The sequence below is a fragment of the Streptomyces sp. NPDC002276 genome (assembly GCF_053891435.1).
This window is the reverse complement of record NZ_JBSFCQ010000007.1, coordinates 411,570-429,340: the sequence shown is the minus strand read 5'-3', so window position 1 is coordinate 429,340 and position 17,771 is coordinate 411,570. Positions and strand designations below refer to the sequence as shown.

The window sequence follows — 17,771 nt, the reverse complement described above, 5'->3', positions numbered from 1 at the left end:
CTGTCCTGGAAGGAGCGGACCAGGACCTCGTAGAAGACGGCGCGTTTGAACCACTCGGGGTCCCGGTCCTTGGCGGGAGTGTCCTCGAAGGTGTCCGGGACGGGCTCGTTGACGATCATATTGTGGGTGACCCTCCGATCTGCGGGGACGGTCGCAGGACGGTGAGGATGTGTGCGGGCCGGTTGCCCGGTTCCAGGCGCACATAGTTGGCCCTGCCCCAGTGATAGGTCTCACCGGTGAGCTCGTCGCGCACCGGCACCGACTCGTGCCATTCCAGGCCGAGTTGCGGCATGTCCAACGAGACCGTGGCTTCCTGGGTGTGGTGGGGGTCCAGGTTCACAACCACCAGAACCGTGTTCGAACCACTCCGCTTCGAGTAGGCGATCACCGCCTCCTGGTCCGTGTGATGGAAGTGGAGGTCGCGCAACTGCCGCAACGCCGGGCTGCGGCGCCGGACGTCGTTCAGCTTGCCCAGCAATGGCGCGATGCTACGTCCTTCCCGCTCGGCCGACGCCCAGTCGCGCGGCCGGAGTTGGTACTTCTCGGAGTTCAGATACTCCTCGCTGCCCGACCGCAACGGTGTGTTCTCGCACAACTCATACCCGCTGTACACCCCCCAAGTCGGCGCGAGCGTCGCCGCCAGCACCGCCCGTAGCTCGAAGGCGGGTCGGCCGCCGTGCTGGAGGAACTCGTGCAGGATGTCGGGGGTGTTGACGAAGAAGTTGGGCCGCATGTAGGCGGCGGCTTCGCCCGCCAACTCACTCAGGTATGCGGTGAGTTCCGCTTTCGTGTTCCGCCAGGTGAAGTAGGTGTACGACTGCTGGAAGCCGACCTGGGCGAGGGTGGCCATCATCGCGGGGCGGGTGAACGCCTCGGCCAGGAAGATCACGTCGGGGTCTGTGGCGTTGATGTCGCCGATGACCCGCTCCCAGAACACGACCGGCTTGGTGTGCGGGTTGTCCACGCGGAAGATCCGCACCCCGTGGTCCATCCAGTGCCGCAGCACCCGCACGGTCTCCGCGACCAGGCCGTCCAGGTCCCGGTCGAAGGCGATCGGGTAGATGTCCTGGTACTTCTTCGGAGGGTTCTCCGCGTACGCGATCGTCCCGTCGGGGCGGTGGTGGAACCACTCCGGGTGCTTGTCCACCCACGGGTGGTCGGGGGAGCACTGGAGCGCGAAGTCGAGCGCGATCTCCAGGCCCAGCTCACCGGCCCGCGCGACGAACGCGTCGAAGTCCTCCAGCGTCCCGAGCCGGGGATGGATCGCGTCGTGACCGCCCTCCGGGGACCCGATCGCCCACGGCACACCGACGTCCTCGGGCCCGGCGGACAGCGTGTTGTTCGGACCCTTGCGGAAGGTCGTCCCGATCGGATGGATCGGCGGCAGATAGACGACGTCGAAGCCCATCGCGGCGATACCCGCGAGCCGTTTCGCCGCCGTACGGAACGTGCCGTGGGGTTCGGCCGCCGTGCCCTCGGAGCGGGGGAAGAACTCGTACCAGGAGCCGTAGAGCGCACGCTCCCGCTCCACCAGCAACGCGCGCGGCTCGGAGACCGTGATCAACTCCCGCAGCGGATACCGGGCGAGGACCTGGTCCACCTCCGGCGTCAGCGCGGCGGCGAGGCGGGCGGCGACCGGGCGGGTCTCGTCGCGGAGGGCGGTGACGGCGGTGCGGAGGACGGGCCGGAGGCCTCTGCCCTTCGGTACCCCGGCGATGGCGCGTTCGTGGAGGCGCGCGCCCTCCTCCAGGACCAGGTCCGTGTCCATCCCGGCCGGGATCTTGATCCCCGCGTGGTGGCGCCAGGTGGAGACCGGATCGCTCCAGGCCTCCACGACGTACGACCAGTGGCCCGGCGCGTCCGGAGTGACCTCGGCGCCCCAGCGGTCGGTGCCCGGGGCGAGCTCCCGCATCGGGGTCCAGGGTCCGGGACGGCCGTCCGGATCGCGGAGGACGACATTGGCGGCGACCGCGTCATGGCCTTCGCGGAAGACGGTGGCCGAGACCTCGAACGTCTCACCGGTGACCGCTTTGGCGGCCCGGTGGCCGTGCTGGACGACCGGCCGGACATCGAGGACGGGGATGCGTCCGATGCCGGGAGGTGGGCCGACCGCGGAGGGTGGCTCCGGGACGGGTGGTGCCGTGCCGGCGGGGCGCACGGGGGGCGTGGCCGTGCCGGTTGTCGGGGGTGCTGACGAGTGGTGCGTGGCGGGCATGACCGCTCCTGTCCGCGTCAACGTGGGTGTGGGCGGATGGATGTGGGGAGGTGGGTCCTGCGAAGGAGATCCCGTACTGCGTCTGGGGGTGTACCGGTGGAGCCTTCCCACCCTATTCGGGTTAGCAATCCGGCAGGTTGCCAACTACTTACACGCAGGTCTCCACAGAAGATCCGGCCCCGTCCTGGACGAACGGGGCCGGAGCCGTCACTCCCGCGCTACGACCGCGGTACTTGCAGAAGTTTGTCCGGCGAACCGAGTCCTTCACCGGACACCTTGCCGGAAACCGCTCCCGCGACGAGCGCCTTGGACACCTGTGCGGGTGTGGCGCGCGGGTGAGTGCCGAGATAGACCGCCGCCGCGCCGGCCGCGTGCGGCGACGCCATCGACGTACCGGAGAAGGTCGCCTTCGCCGTGTCGCTCGTGTACGTCGCCGAGGTGATCGAGACGCCCGGGGCGAACAGGTCGACGGCCGGGCCGAAGTTCGAGAAGGCCGCCCGGGCGTCGGTGCGGTCGGTGGCGCCGACCGTGATCGCCTCCTTCACGTCGGCGGGGGAGTACAGACCGGCCGACAGGCCGTCGTTGCCCGCCGCCACCGTGTAGGTGACTCCGGAGGCGATCGAGTTGCGTACGGCGGCGTCGAGCTGGGCGTTGTGGTAGCCGCCGAGGCTGAGATTGGCCACCGCCGGTTTGTGCGCGTGCCGGGTGACCCAGTCGATACCGGCGATGACCTGCGAGGTCGTACCGGCTCCCGCGTTGTCCAGGACGCGGACGGCGACCACCTTGGCCTTCTTGGCGACGCCGTACGTGGAGCCGACGATCGTGCCGGCCACATGGGTGCCGTGGCCGTTGCCGTCCTGGGCGGTGGTGTCGTTGTCGACGAAGTCCCAGCCGTAGCTCGCCCGGCCGCCGAAGTCCTTGTGGGTGATCCGGATGCCGGTGTCGATCACGTACACCGTCACCCCGCTGCCCCCGGAGTCCGGCGAGGTGTAGCTCTTGTCGAGCGGCAGGCCCGGCTGGTCGAGGCGGTCCAGGCCCCAGGACGGCGGGTCGCGCTCGATGCGGCCGCTGCTCTCCAGGGTCACCCGGGTGTCCTGGGCGACCGAGGCGACCCGCGGGTCCGCCGCGAGGAGTCTCGCCTGTCTCTCGTTCGCCTCGACGGCGTAGCCGTTCAGGGCCGTGCCGTAGGTGTGGCTTATTTTCGCCCCGTACTTCTCGGCGAGCCCCTTTCCGGCGGCCGACGGAGCCTTCGTTCCCCCCTTGAGTGTCACCAGGTAACTGCCGCTGACGGAGCCGGGTGCCCCGGCGCCGAGTATGGTCCCCTCCGGTGCGGCGTGCGCGGGCAGGGTGATGGCCGAAAACACCACGGCTGTGGCGACCGCAGTCAGTCCCCCCGCCCGGCGCAGACGCCGCGTACGCGTCCGTGCCATGGTCGAGTTCCCCTCCTTCAACTCTCCACTGGGCAGCCTCTCGTGCGGTGCGAAGCACCACAAGGGCGCATGAGGGGGCCTTTTCGGCCCAGGTCGGTTCATCTGGCAGTACAGGCCGGCGTCATCCGGCCCGTCCGCCGTTTGCGGACGACGTCCGCACGGTCACCGGTACCGTCTTCAGAGACGACGACGCACATAGCCGTGTGTCATCCAGCGAACGCGCAAGGTGGAGCTGTGAAGGCGATCCGTCGATTCACCGTCCGTCCCGTTCTCCCCGAACCCCTCCGGCCACTCAGCGATCTCGCGCGCAATCTGCGCTGGTCCTGGCACGCGGAAACCCGCGATCTCTTCCAGTCCGTCGATCCCGAGCGCTGGACCGCCTCGGAAGGCGATCCGGTACGGCTGCTCGGCAGCGTGTCCGCCGAGCGGCTCGCGGAGCTGGCCGGGGACAGCCGTTTCCTGCGCCGGCTCACCGAGGTCGCCGGCGATCTCGCCGACTACGTGGGCGGCGACCGCTGGTACCAGGCCCAGTCCGGTGAACTGCCCGCCGCCATCGCCTACTTCTCACCCGAGTTCGGTGTCACGGCCGCCCTGCCGCAGTACTCCGGCGGCCTCGGCATCCTCGCCGGCGACCATCTCAAGTCGGCCAGCGACCTCGGCGTACCGCTCATCGGCGTCGGACTCCTCTACCGGCACGGCTACTTCCGCCAGTCGCTGTCCCGGGACGGCTGGCAGCAGGAGACCTATCCGGTCCTCGACCCCAACGAACTCCCGGTGGCGCTGCTGCGGGAGGACGACGGCTCCCCGGCCCAGGTCGCCATCGCCCTGCCCGGCGGCCGCTCGCTGCGCGCCCGGATCTGGCTCGCCCAGGTCGGCCGGGTGCCGCTGCTGATGCTCGACTCGGACGTCGAGGAGAACGACATCGCCGCGCGGGGCGTGACCGACGTCCTCTACGGCGGCGGCAGCGAACACCGGCTGCTCCAGGAGATGTTGCTCGGCATAGGGGGTGTGCGGGCGGTACGCACGTACTGTCGCCTCACCGGTCACCCCGAGCCCGAGGTGTTCCACACCAACGAGGGCCACGCGGGCTTCCTCGGCCTGGAGCGGATCGCCGAACTCTGCGACGCCGGGCTGGACTTCGACGCGGGCCTGGAAGCGGTGCGGGCGGGCACCGTGTTCACCACGCACACCCCCGTCCCGGCCGGAATCGACCGATTCGACCGGGAGTTGGTCGCCACCCACTTCGGGCCGGACGCCGAACTCCCGCGCCTGGACGTCGGAAACATCCTCCGGCTCGGCATGGAGACCTACCCGGGCGGCGAACCCAACCTCTTCAACATGGCCGTGATGGGCCTGCGGCTGGGCCAACGCGCCAACGGCGTCTCGCTGTTGCACGGCTCGGTCAGCCGCGAGATGTTCTCCGGACTGTGGCCGGGCTTCGACCCGGAGGAGGTGCCGATCACCTCCGTCACCAACGGCGTGCACGCCCCGACCTGGGTCGCCCCCGAGGTGTTCCGGCTCGGCGCCCGGCAGATCGGCGCCCAGCGCACCGAGGACGCGCTGTCGGTGGGCGGTTCGGACCGCTGGGACGCGGTCGCGGAGATCCCGGACCAGGACATCTGGGAGCTGCGCCGCGATCTGCGCGAGCAACTGGTCGTGGAGGTACGGGAGCGGCTGCGTGCCTCCTGGCGTCAACGCGGCGCGGGATCAGCCGAGTTGGGCTGGATCGACGGCGTGCTCGACCCCGACGTCCTCACCATCGGATTCGCGCGCCGCGTCCCGTCGTACAAACGCCTGACGCTGATGCTGCGCGACCGGGACCGGCTGATGGATCTCCTCCTGCACCCGGACCACCCGATCCAGATCGTGGTGGCGGGCAAGGCGCACCCGGCGGACGACGGCGGCAAGCGGCTCGTCCAGGAGCTGGTGAAGTTCGCGGACGACCCGCGCGTCCGCCACCGCATCGTGTTCCTCCCCGACTACGGCATGGCGATGGCGCAGAAGCTGTACCCCGGCTGCGACATCTGGCTCAACAACCCGCTGCGCCCGCTGGAGGCCTGCGGCACGAGCGGGATGAAGGCCGCGCTCAACGGCTGCCTCAACCTCTCGGTCCTGGACGGCTGGTGGGACGAGTGGTTCCAGCCCGACTTCGGCTGGGCCATCCCCACGGCCGACGGCACCGGCACGGACCCCGACCACCGCGACGACGTGGAGGCCGCGGCCCTCTACGACCTCCTGGAGCAGCGCGTGACCCCGCGCTTCTACGAGCGCGGCCAGGACGGGCTGCCCGACCGCTGGATCGAAATGGTCCGCCAGACACTGACGTTGCTGGGCCCGAAGGTGCTGGCCGGCCGGATGGTCCGTGAGTACGTGGAGCGGTTGTACGCCCCGGCCGCGCACGCGCACCGCGCGATGACCCCGGACGCGGCGCGTGAACTCGCCGCGTGGAAGGGGCGGGTGCGGGCGGCTTGGCACGGGGTGACGGTCGACCACGTGGAGACGTCTGCGGCCACGGCCACCGCGGAACTCGGTACGACGCTGAATCTGCGGGTGCGGGTGGGCCTGGGCGGCCTGGCCCCGGACGACGTCGAAGTGCAGGCGGTGTCGGGGCGGGTGGACCCGGAGGACCGGATCGGGGACGGGGTGGCTGTGCCGCTCAAGCCGGTCGGCGGTCCGGACGCGGAGGGGCACTGGTTGTTCGAGGGGCCGCTCGCCCTTGATCGCACCGGGCCCTATGGCTACACGGTCCGGATTCTGCCCGCGCACCGACTGCTCGCGTCCAGCGCGGAGTTGGGGCTGGTGGCGGTGCCTTCTGAGGACGGGGTGGAGGGGGCCGGGGTGTTGATGCGGTAGCCGTCTGCCCGCATTTCGCCGCCTTGTTCCTGGTCTCCGCGCGTCGGTTGTCCGCGCGATCTTGTCGAGTTCACCTGAAGTTTGGTTGACCATGTTCAATCAAATTTGGTGAGATCTTTGGGAACTCTTGAAGATCGCGCAACGGGGTGGGGTTGGGGAATGGGCGGGGGCATTTCGCGCTGCGTGGAACACGGGCGCGCTTTCGGGGCAAGACGGTTCATCTCCGGTTTGACGGTTTCGGCGCTGCTGGCGGCGCTGCCCGTGCTGGGCGTGGCCGCGCCGGTCGCACATGCCGATGCCTCGGAGGCCACGACCTCCGAGGCATCGGCCGCGCTGGAGCGGGCGGCGGCAGCCGGGGACCAGGTGGAAGTCGTAGGTGAGCGTCAGGAGTACTCCACGACCTACGCCAACCCGGACGGCTACTCGTTCACCCTCGACCAGTCCGCTGTTCCGGTCCGGGTGGCGCGGCCGGGCGGGTCGTGGGCGGTACCGGACGCGACGCTGGAGCGCCGGGCCGACGGCTCGATCGGTCCCAGGGCCGCCGTGGCCGACATCTCCTTCTCCGCCGGAGGCGACGGCGCGAACCTGGTGACACTGGCCGAGGACGGACGGTCGTTGAGCCTGGGCTGGCCCGGCACGTTGCCCGAGCCCACCCTGACCGGGGCTTCCGCCACGTACGCGGACGTGTTGCCCGGTGTGGACCTGCGGATGACGGCCACGGTCGAAGGCGTGAAGCAGGTACTGATCGTCAAGTCCGCCCGGGCGGCGGCCAATCCGGAACTCAAGAGGATCGAGTTCTCGCTCAAGAGCCGGGGCCTCACCGTCAGCGGCCGTACCGGCGGCGGTCTGGCGGCGGTGGACGAGGACGGCAACGCGGTGTTCCGCTCGCCGGCCGCGCAGATGTGGGACTCGGCCGGTGACGCCGGCACCGGGGGAACGACCACGATGTCCTTCGCGTCCGGCGCCGCCGACGACCCCGTCCAGGACGGCGACGGCGAGGCCTCGTCCGACCCGGCCAAGGGACCGGGCGACGGCGACGCGTCGGCCGTACTGCCTGTCACGCTGACAGCGGACTCGGTCGCGGTCGAACCGGACGCGGGCCTGCTGAGCGGTGCGAACACGGTCTACCCGCTGTACATCGATCCGGATGTCGCACTGGAGGAGTCCGAGCGAACCGTCCTGTCCTCGGACGGCGACACCTTCTACAACTTCTCCGGCGGCGACGAAGGCGAGGGCATCGGCTACTGCGGCACGTATGTGACCGGCGGCTACGCCTACTACTGCGGTTCGGGCTACAAGCAGCGCATGTACTTCGAGTTCGCGCCGACCAAACTGGCGGGCAAGCGGGTGCTGGACGCCACCTTCCGGGCCACCGAACGCTGGTCGATGTCGTGCACGAAGACGGTCGTCGACCTGGTGCGCACCGGCAACATCTCCGCCGCGACGCGCTGGCCGGGCCCCACGTCGAACTGGGACGTCATGGGCGACCGGACGGTGGCGGCGGGACGGGGTTCGTTGTGCGATCCGGATCAGCCGGACGCCCCGATCGAGTTCAACGACGACCCGACCCAGAGCTACGAGAACCTGACCGCGACGGTCAGGAACTTCGCGGAAGGCGACTTCTCACGTCTGACGCTGATGCTCAAGGCGCACGACGAGTCCGATCCCAACGGCTGGAAGCGGTTCGACGACGACGCCGTGCTGTCCGTGAAGTACGTCGGCCTGCCCGCGGTCCCGACCAGCGCCGGAATCCTGGTGGGAGCGAAGAGCATCAGCTGCGAGAACGACGCCGCCGACCCGGCCGTCATCGCTTCCCCGCAGCCGACGCTGACCGCACGTCCACAGACCGCGGCGGGCGGCGAGGGTGGTGCACACCTGCGGGCGCACTTCTACATCCAGAAGAAACTGAGCACCGGCACCTGGGTCGTGGCCACCGAGCCGGTCCGGCCGACCAGCGGTTCGGTGGGCGACAACGGCCTTGTGCAGGACGTGTCGCCGATCACACTCGCCGATGGAGTGCTGTACCGACTGGCCGTGTTCAGCAGATCGCTCTACAACAACGACGACAGTTTCCTGGAGTCGCACAGTACGGTCACCACCCAGGACTGGTGCTACTTCAAGATCGACACGACGGGCCCCAAGGCGCCGAAGATCACCCTGGGGAGCCCCTACGTCGAGTGCGCCGCGGACTCTTGCGCACCGACCGGCGGGCCGGGCGTCAAGGCCGACTTCACGTTCACCCCCGCGGCCGGTGACACCACCAACTCCGCGTACCAGTACAAGCTCTCCACCGAGGCGAAGCCGTCGGCGTGGATCGCGGCGAAGGCGGACGGGTCGCTGAAGGTGTCGATCACGCCCCGGCTGGCGGGCACGCAGCAACTGCGGGTTCAGGCCAAGGACGCCAACGGCCCGGGTGACACGTCGGTCGTGGAGTTCAAGGTCGCCGAGGCGAAGGGGGCGGTCGGCCGCTGGCACTTCGGCGACGGCCCGGGCGCGACGACGGCGACCGACACGGCCACCGAGGGGACCCGGCACAACGCGACGCTGTACACCGCGGGTTCGGGCTGGTCGTCCCTTGCCCGGCGAGGCGAGGGCGACTATTCGCTGTGGTTGAACGACACCGCCGACACCTCGCGCCATTCCGGGTACGCGGCCACCGCCGATTCGGCCGTCAACACCAAGTCCTCGTTCACCGTTTCCGCGTGGGCGTACCTCACGGAGTCGACCGAATACCGGACCGTCCTGGCGGAGACCGGCAGTGACGGCTCCGGCTTCTCCCTCTACTACTCGCCCGGTGTCCAGCGCTGGGTGTTCCTGTGGAACTGGTACGAGGGCGGTGTCCGCAAGTACCAAGGCGTCAACGCGGCCGCCGCCGGCGTTCCGTTGAAGACATGGACCCACCTGGCAGGTTCCTACGACGCCGAGAACCGGTCCATCCGCCTCTACGTGAACGGGCGGCCGCAGGGCGCGTCGGTGCCTCTGCCCGTCACATCGGACGCGACGAAGGCGGACGGCACCCTTCAGTTCGGCCGGGCCGCCTTCGACAAGACGGGCAGCGTTTTCCAGAACTACTGGCGCGGTCGACTGGACGAGGCCGTGGTCTGGCAGAGCCAGATGAGCGAGGAGGCGTTGGCCGAACTCATCGCCAACGAGGCCCGGTCGCACAACGCGGACGGGACCGCCGCCGTCGAGTTGACGGCCGACTGGGATCCGGCCGGCGTGAGCGGTACCGCCCTCCCCGACACCGTCAGCGGTTACGGACGGACGCTCACGCTCAGCGGCGGGGCGTCGCTCGACGGCGAGGGGATCGTGCTCGACGGCGCGAACGGCACGGCCGCCACGGCCGGACCGGTCATCGACGAGACCGGCTCCTTCACCGCCACCGTCGGGGTGGAGTTGGACACCGAGGCGATGGCCGCGAAGAGCGACGGCTACATCGCCCAGGTCATCGGCCAGCGCCATGGCACCGGAGCCTCATGGGGTGTGTGGTTCGAGAAGACCGGTACCGAGTTCGATCCCGACTCCGAGAAGAACCTGCCGGTCGGTAAGTGGTACTTCGGCCGGCTGAACGCCGACGGCTCGTGGACGGCGGTGGTCTCGGACGCGGCCAAGGTCGTCTCCGCCAACAGCGTGACCCAGCTGACCGGCGTGTTCGACGCCTACACCGACACCATCGGTCTGTACATCGGCCTCAACCAGAACGGCTCCGACCTCGCCTATACGGCCGTGGCGGGATCCGGCGACTTCACGCTCGGCGAGGCATTCGTGAACTCCTCATGGAACTACCTGGCCGGCCGCATCAAGGATGTGCGGATCTGGGTGGGTGCCATGTCGGGCCAGCAGCAGATCAGCGAAACAGTGATGGGCGCCTCCGGTGCCTGACCGCTCGCTCCACCGTTCGTTCTCCGTCCGTCGTGATCACCTGGGGAGTCGTGTCATGAGTGCCGGAATACGGGCCCGCCGGGGCAGACGCGCCATCGCGCGGAGGGTACTGCCGATACTCGTCCTGGCGCTGATCGCGCCCACCGGCCTGACCGGTCCGGCCCAAGCCGCCGATGGAGACGGCGGGTTGGGCCGGCCGGACACCCCGAAGCAGGAGGTCACCAAGGTCCACGCCGTCACCGGTCCGGGCGCCGGGGCGGCCCGGAACCAGGTGGCGGAAGCCCGCAGGGCGAATGCCGCGCAGGCACAGCGGGCCGAGGACCAGCAGACCGCGGCCTGGCCGAGGACCGGTACGGCGGTCGCGGGCCTGACCGGACGAGGGAAGGCCGCCCGGCTGGCCCCCGGCGGTCTCCCCGTGACGCTGAAGAGCACATCCGACGATGCCGACGGCGACGTCCGCATCGCGGTGCAGAGCCGCCGGAAGACCGAAGCCGCAGGTGTGCGAGGCGTCCTGCTGACCGCGTCCGCCGACGAGCAGGGCACCGCGAGGATCAGCGTCGACTACTCCGCCTTCGCCTCCGCCTACGGTGGCGGCTGGTCCGGTCGCCTCCGGTTGGTGCGGCTGCCCGCCTGCGCGCTCACCACCCCGGAGCAGCCGACCTGCCGGACGGAGACACCGCTCGACTCCCACAACGACATCTCCGGACGTACGGTCTCGGCCGACGTCCCGCTGGCCACGGCCGCCAAGGAACAGGTGTCGACCGCGGGCGCCGCGACCACCTCCTCGGCCACGACCGTGCTGGCCCTGGCCGCCGCGACCGCCGGTGCCTCCGCCTCCGGTTCGGGCGACTACACCGCGAGCCCGCTCTCGTCCTCCTCCACCTGGTCGGCGGGCGGTTCGTCGGGCGCCTTCACCTGGTCGTACGACATGGCCGCACCGCCCGCCGCGGCCGGACCGTCGCCCAGCATGTCGCTGTCGTACAACTCCGGCGGCATCGACGGCCGCACCGCCTCCACGAACAACCAGGGCAGCCAGGTCGGCGAAGGCTTCGACCTCTCGTCCTCGTCGTACATCGAGCGTTCCTACGGCCCCTGCGACAAGGACGGTCAGGACGACAAGCACGACCTGTGCTGGAAGTACGACAACGCCTCCATCGTGCTCAACGGCAAGTCCAACGAGCTGGTGAAGGACGACACCTCCGGCCACTGGCGACTGAGCTCCGACGACGCCTCCACCGTCACCCACTCCACCGGCGCCGACAACGGCGACGGCAACGGCGAGTACTGGACGGTGACCACCGGCGACGGCACTCAGTACGTCTTCGGCCAGAACAAACTTCCCGGCGCCGGCACGAACGACGCGACCAACTCCGTCTGGACGGTCCCGGTCTACGGCGACGACTCCGGCGAACCCGGCTACGACCAGGGCTCCGCCTTCGCCGACCGGTCGGTCACCCAGGCCTGGCGCTGGAACCTGGACTACGTCGTGGACGCGCGCGGCAACGCGATGACCTACTGGTACACGCCGGAGACCAACTACTACGCCAAGAACGGCGCCACCACGGCCACGGCGAAGTACACGCGCGGTGGCTACCTCACCAAGATCCGCTACGGGCAGAACAAGGACACCCTGTTCTCCGGAGTGACCTCCGACGAGGTCACCTTCTCCTACGACGAGCGCTGCACCGCGTCCGACTGTTCCGACCTGAAGGACTCCACCGCCGACAACTGGCCGGACGTTCCCTTCGACTCGATCTGTGCCTCCGGTGCGGACTGCGACGCCGCCAGCCCGTCCTTCTTCACCCGCAAGCGGCTGACCGGCGTCGTCACCTCGGCATGGTCGGCCACGGAGAGCAAGTTCACCCCCGTCGACAGCTGGGATCTGGCCCAGGAGTACCTGGACGGCGGCGACATCGGCGACACCTCCGACCAGACCCTGACCCTGAAGTCCGTGCGGCACACCGGGAGGAACGGCACGGCCGTCGCGCTCGCCCCGGTGACGTTCACCTACGAGATGCGGCCCAACCGGGTCGACGCCACGGACGACATCCTGCCGCTCACCCGGCCCCGGATCAGAACCGTCACCTCCGAGACCGGCGCGATCACCACGGTCACCCTCTCCGGGCCGGAGTGCGTGCGCGGCTCCAGCATGCCGGCCGCCGAGGACGACAACAGCAAGTCCTGCTATCCGCAGTACTGGAACATCAACGGCGCGAAGGACGCGTCCCTCGACTGGTTCCACAAATACCGGGTCACGGCGGTCAACACCGCCGATCCCACGGGTACGAACGTGAACACCGAGAACGCGTACAGCTACGCGGACCCCGCCTGGCACTACAACGACGATCCGTTCACCCCCGAGGACGAGCGCACCTGGTCGGTCTGGCGTGGCTACGGCAAGGTCACCGTCACCAAGGGCACAGCGGGCAAGACCCAGTCGAAGACCGTGTCCCTCTATCTCCAGGGGATGCACGGCGACAAACGCAAGAACACCACCGCGACCCGGTCCGTCTCCGTCGCCGGCATCGACTTCACCGGTCTGGACGTCGCCGACCAGACGGACAGCGACCCCTTCGCGGGCTTCCTGCGTGAGCAGATCACCTACAACGGCCCGACCCCGTCCGCCGTGACGGTCAACGACCCCTGGTCACGTCGTACGGCTACCCAGCACAAGTCGTACGCGGACACCGAGGCGTACTTCGTCCGTACGGAGAAGGCGTACACCCACACCTATCTGACGGCGAAGCAGAGTTGGCGCACCCGGACCACGGCCACGACGGAGTGGGACGACAACGGCCAGCCGCTGAAGGTGTACGACGCGGGCGACACGGCCATCACCGGCGACGAGACCTGCACGCGCACCTGGTACGCGGCCAACGCCGATCTCGGCATCAACTCCCTGGTGTCCCGCACCCGCGTGGTCGGCCGCGCCTGCTCGACCATCGAGACGGACCTGTCCCTGCCCACCTCGGCGGCGAGCCGCGGCGACATCCTGTCGGACAGCGCCGTCGTCTACGACGGACCGACCACCACCACGGCCTGGTCCGCCGCCCAGACCCCGACCCGCGGTCAGCCCACCTGGACCGGTCGGGCCTCCGCCTACCCGGCGTCCGCGACGAGTGGTGAACGCGCCCCGTCCAGTTGGCAGACCCTCAGCCGGATCACGTACGACACCCTGGGCCGGGTGGCCACCAGCACCGACACGGCCGGCAACAGCAGCAGCACGTCCTACGTCCCCGTGGCCTCCGGCCCCCTCACCAGGACCAAGGTCACCAACGCCAAGTCGCAGAACAGCTACACCTACGCGGACTACGCCCGGGGCCTTCCGCTCAAGGTCTACGACGTCAACAACAAGATCACCGAGACGACGTACGACGCCCTCGGCCGCGCCACCGCCACCTGGCTCCCCAACCGCCTGCGCTCCGGCGACTACAGCGCCAGCTACACCTACGCCTACTCCGTCACCAACAACGCGCCGTCCTGGTCGTCGACTTCGTCGATCAAGGCCGACGGCACGACGTACAACACGAGTTACAGCCTGTACGACTCGCTGCTGCGCCCGTTGCAGACACAGGCGCCGACGCCGCAGGGCGGACGTCTGCTCACCGACACCCGATACGACAGCCGCGGTCTCGCCTACGAGACGTACGCGGACATGTTCGACTCGACGGCGGCCCCGAACGGCACGTACGCCAGAGCCGAATACGGCCGCACACCCAAGCAGACCAATACCGTCTTCGACGGCGTAGAGCGCCCCGTGACCAGCACCTTCTACGTCTACGGCGTGCAGAAGTGGAGCACCAGCTCCACGTACACGGGTGACTCCACCGCCACCACCGCACTCGACGGCGGCTCGGCCACCCGCACCGTCGTGGACGCCCAGGGCCGCACCGTCGAAACCCGCGAGTACGCCGGGACCAGCCCGGCCGACCAGGGCTTCGGCGCCACGGTGGGCTCGCCCTACACCTCGACGAGGTTCACCTACACGCGGGACGGCAAGCAGTCCACCATCACGGGGCCGGACAGCGCGTGGTCCTACCTCTACGACCTGTACGGCCGCCAGGTCTCCGCCACCGATCCCGACAGGGGCACGGCCACCACCGGCTACACGAACCTGGACCAGGTCTCGTGGACGAAGGACGCGGCGGGACGGGTCGTCGTCGACGCCTACGACGTCCTGGGCCGCCCCACCGGAACATGGTCCGCGGCGGCGACGGCCGACCTGACCTCCACCACGGAGGAACAGGTCGACGCGAACAAGCTGACCGCCCGCGCGTACGACTCGCTCGCCAAGGGCCAGGTGGACTCCACGACCCGCTACGTCGGAGGTGTCTCCGGAAGCGCCTACACCAGCAAGGTGACGGCCTACGACGACATGTACCGGGCCACCACGACCCAACTCGTCCTCCCGGCGAACGACCCGCTCGTCACCTCCAAGGCCGTCACGCAGACGCTCACCTCCTCGACGTACTACAACATCGACGGCTCCCAGCAGTACACGTCGGAACCCGCCGCGGGCGGTCTGGCGGCCGAGACGGTCGACTACGAGTACAGCGGCCTGGGGCTCAACACCCGGACCAGCGGCGCCAGTGACTATCTGCTCGCCACCAGCTACTCCGCCCTGGGCCAACCCGAGGTCCTCACCCTGGGCACCTCGGACGCGGAGGGCGTCAAGAAGGCGTACATCGGCAACCTGTACGAGGAGGGCACCGACCGCCTGACGCGTTCATCGCTCACCGACGACACGCACGCCTACAAACTCCAGGAACTCGACTACGCCTACGACGTCGCGGGCAACGTCACCGCGATCAACGACCCGGCCACACTGGGTGGCACGGGCAAGGCCGACTACCAGTGCTTCACGTACGACGGGCACCAACGCCTGACCGAGGCATGGACGCCCCTGACGGCGGACTGCGCTGACCCCGGCCGTACGACGGCGAACCTCGGTGGCGCGGCACCGTACTGGACGTCGTATTCCTACAAGGACTCCGGCCTGCGCGCGACGGAGACCACCCGCACGGCCGCCGCGACGGCGGACAGGACCTACTGCTACGACAGCACGAAGGTCCACCGCCTCGTCGCCACCGTCGCGGCGACGTCCACCTGCACCGGGGCCACGGCGACCTACGGCTACGACGCCACCGGCAACACCACCACCCGGCTGGACGGCACCACGAGCCAGAGCCTGACCTGGTCGGCCGAGAGCCGCCTCGACACGGTCAAGGAAGGCGCGAGCACCACCGGTTACGTCTACGACGCCGACGGCGGCCTCCTGATCCGTCGTAACACGGGCGGAGAGTCGGTGCTGTACCTCGGTGCCACGGAGGTGCACCTGGACACGTCGACGGCGACGGCCAAGTACTGGGCCCAGCGCTACTACGCGGGCGCGGGCTCCACCGTGGCCGTTCGCGGCAACAAGTCCGGCACCTCGACGCTGACGTGGCTCGCCGCCGACCGGCACGGCACCAGCACGGTCGCCGTGGACGCCTCGACCCAGGCGGTGACCAAGCGCTACACGACCCCGTTCGGCGCCCCACGCGCCGGTGGCACCGGAACCTGGCCGGACGACAAGGCGTTCCTCGGAGCCTCCGCGGACTCCTCGACGAGTCTCACGCACCTCGGTGCCCGTGAGTACGACCCGTCCACGGGCCGGTTCATGAGCGTCGATCCGCTGCTCAACGTGGCCGAGCAGCAATCCCTCAACGGCTACACCTACGGCAACAACAATCCCGCCACCTACGCCGACCCGGCCGGCACCGACCCGTGCGGTGGACTCAAGTGCGGCCACGAGGGGGACAAGTGCAGCGACCCCGACATCTATTGCAGTGCCTCCAAGCCGGACGGTACGGCCGACCCCACCGGTGGGGTCGCCTTCTCGGGCGGCACGGCGTCCACCACCAGTGACGGCGACACCGTCAGCGGGGACAAGGCGGCGAAGAAGGCCTCCGGGAACTGCTCGTCCTGGGGCGTCTTGGCCAGCGTTTGTTCAGGCGTCGGCGAAACGGTCTACGGTCTGGTCAGCAATGTTCCCCGCATGGCGGAATACGGTGGCTGGATATTCGATTCCGACTGCCGCGGAGACGGGGGACCTGGAGCACCCGGCTGCGACTACGGGGATCAGTTCGACACCTGGGTCTCGGGCTACGGATACGACACTTCGAGTGATGCCTATCGGGCACCGAGTGCTCTTGCGGCAGTCTTCGGAATGCGAGAGGGAGGCTCCCCGGGTTCGATCAAGGGCGCTCGAAGCCCCGGCCTGCTCTCCGACCCGCTGCCCATGACGAACAAGGGCTTCTCGAAACATTTCGTAGAGGCGTACGAGAACATCAGGATGGGCAACGGGACGCCAGTCCTGGACAACAACAGAAACCAGAAGATATTCGAGGGCCGGAAAACCCACGAGAAGCCGTGGGCCGGTGCGAAGGAATGGCGCGTGCCAGGTATCACCAAACACGATGAGGCCCGTATTCTGGAACTCGAAATCCCTGGTGGCAGAACAGTAATGGGCTGGACCGTCGATCATTATGATACGATCCACAAATTTACTGCTCCGCACTTTCCGGACGACGGGTGGAAGTAGGCCATGGTGCATGCCGGCTGTTATCTGACGGGTGAAGAAGGCGAGGGTGAGTTCTGGGGCAAATCGCGTGGGGTCACGGGATTGTTCACCCCCGTGAGTGCGGGGCTGCGGCGAGTGCGACTCTCGGGTATCGCCCCGGAGGGCAGGCTTCAGCAGTGCATCGAACGCATTGGCTCCAAGCGGGCGCTCGCCGGAAACGCTGACCTTGTGCTGCTGGATACGGCAGGACACGAAGTCGGAAGCTATTTCGTCGCCGATGTCACCGTGGAAAGCGCGGAGCGCGCCGACGGTTCCGCGGACACCGAGGTGTTGATGGATCTGACGGTGACGCTGGACTGCGAGAATCTGCTGCCGGAGGCCGAACGGCCCTGGGACCTGGTGCGCACGGGCACGCTCGATCGCCCCGGGTTGTGGCATTCACTGGATGCGGCCGCCCGGCATGCCTGGCTTGCGGTCGCCCTGAATCACCACGGATATCGGAAAAGCCCCACGGGGAATCCCGGCGCCGTTTATGAAATGGATGGCCGTTTCATTTCGGACGGACTGAGCTTCTATTGCGCTCTGGGGGAAGCGGTCAACGGGCCGGGAGGGTACTTCGGCTGGAATCTCTCCGCGATCGAAGACTGCCTCACGGGTGGTTGGGGCGCCACGCCACCGTTTACGCTGAACTGGCTGGGAGCTGATGAATCCAGGAGGCGTATGGAGGGTGATGAGAAGTTGGGAGACGACTACCAAGGAAGATTCATCGAATATCTGGACGAGATCTTCGACCGGCGAGGAATTGAAATAAATCTCCTCTGACCGGTCG

6 protein-coding genes are annotated in these 17,771 nt (G+C 68.8%); 4 read left to right on the top strand and 2 right to left on the bottom strand.

Annotation, left to right across the window (positions count from 1 at the left end; all coding sequences use genetic code 11):
• Positions 1-115: 115 nt before the first annotated feature.
• Together ACWIHT_RS20995 and ACWIHT_RS20990 are read right to left on the bottom strand one after the other, a co-directional pair.
• Positions 116-2,215 (bottom strand): alpha-1,4-glucan--maltose-1-phosphate maltosyltransferase, encoded by a 2,100-nt coding sequence (locus ACWIHT_RS20995; RefSeq protein ID WP_456169642.1) that lies wholly within the window; start codon positions 2,213-2,215, stop codon positions 116-118.
• Between the two features lie 218 nt (positions 2,216-2,433).
• Positions 2,434-3,645 (bottom strand): S8 family peptidase, encoded by a 1,212-nt coding sequence (locus tag ACWIHT_RS20990; RefSeq protein ID WP_456169641.1) that lies wholly within the window; start codon positions 3,643-3,645, stop codon positions 2,434-2,436.
• Between the two features lie 234 nt (positions 3,646-3,879).
• On the opposite strand from ACWIHT_RS20990, the gene ACWIHT_RS20985 reads away from it, so the two are divergent.
• The 4 genes from ACWIHT_RS20985 (at position 3,880) to ACWIHT_RS20970 (ending at position 17,764) form a co-directional block, all read left to right on the top strand.
• Positions 3,880-6,498: a glycosyltransferase family 1 protein gene (locus ACWIHT_RS20985; protein WP_456169640.1), complete on the top strand. Its 2,619-nt coding sequence runs from the start codon at positions 3,880-3,882 to the stop codon at positions 6,496-6,498.
• Between the two features lie 228 nt (positions 6,499-6,726).
• Positions 6,727-10,380, top strand: coding sequence for a LamG-like jellyroll fold domain-containing protein (locus tag ACWIHT_RS20980; RefSeq protein ID WP_456169639.1), 3,654 nt, complete (start codon positions 6,727-6,729; stop codon positions 10,378-10,380).
• Positions 10,381-10,435: 55 nt separating this feature from the next.
• Positions 10,436-16,963, top strand: a complete 6,528-nt coding sequence (locus ACWIHT_RS20975; RefSeq protein WP_456169638.1) for an RHS repeat-associated core domain-containing protein — start codon at positions 10,436-10,438, stop codon at positions 16,961-16,963.
• A 3-nt stretch (positions 16,964-16,966) separates the two neighbouring features.
• Positions 16,967-17,764: a barstar family protein gene (locus ACWIHT_RS20970; RefSeq protein WP_456169637.1), complete on the top strand. Its 798-nt coding sequence runs from the start codon at positions 16,967-16,969 to the stop codon at positions 17,762-17,764.
• Positions 17,765-17,771: the final 7 nt, after the last annotated feature.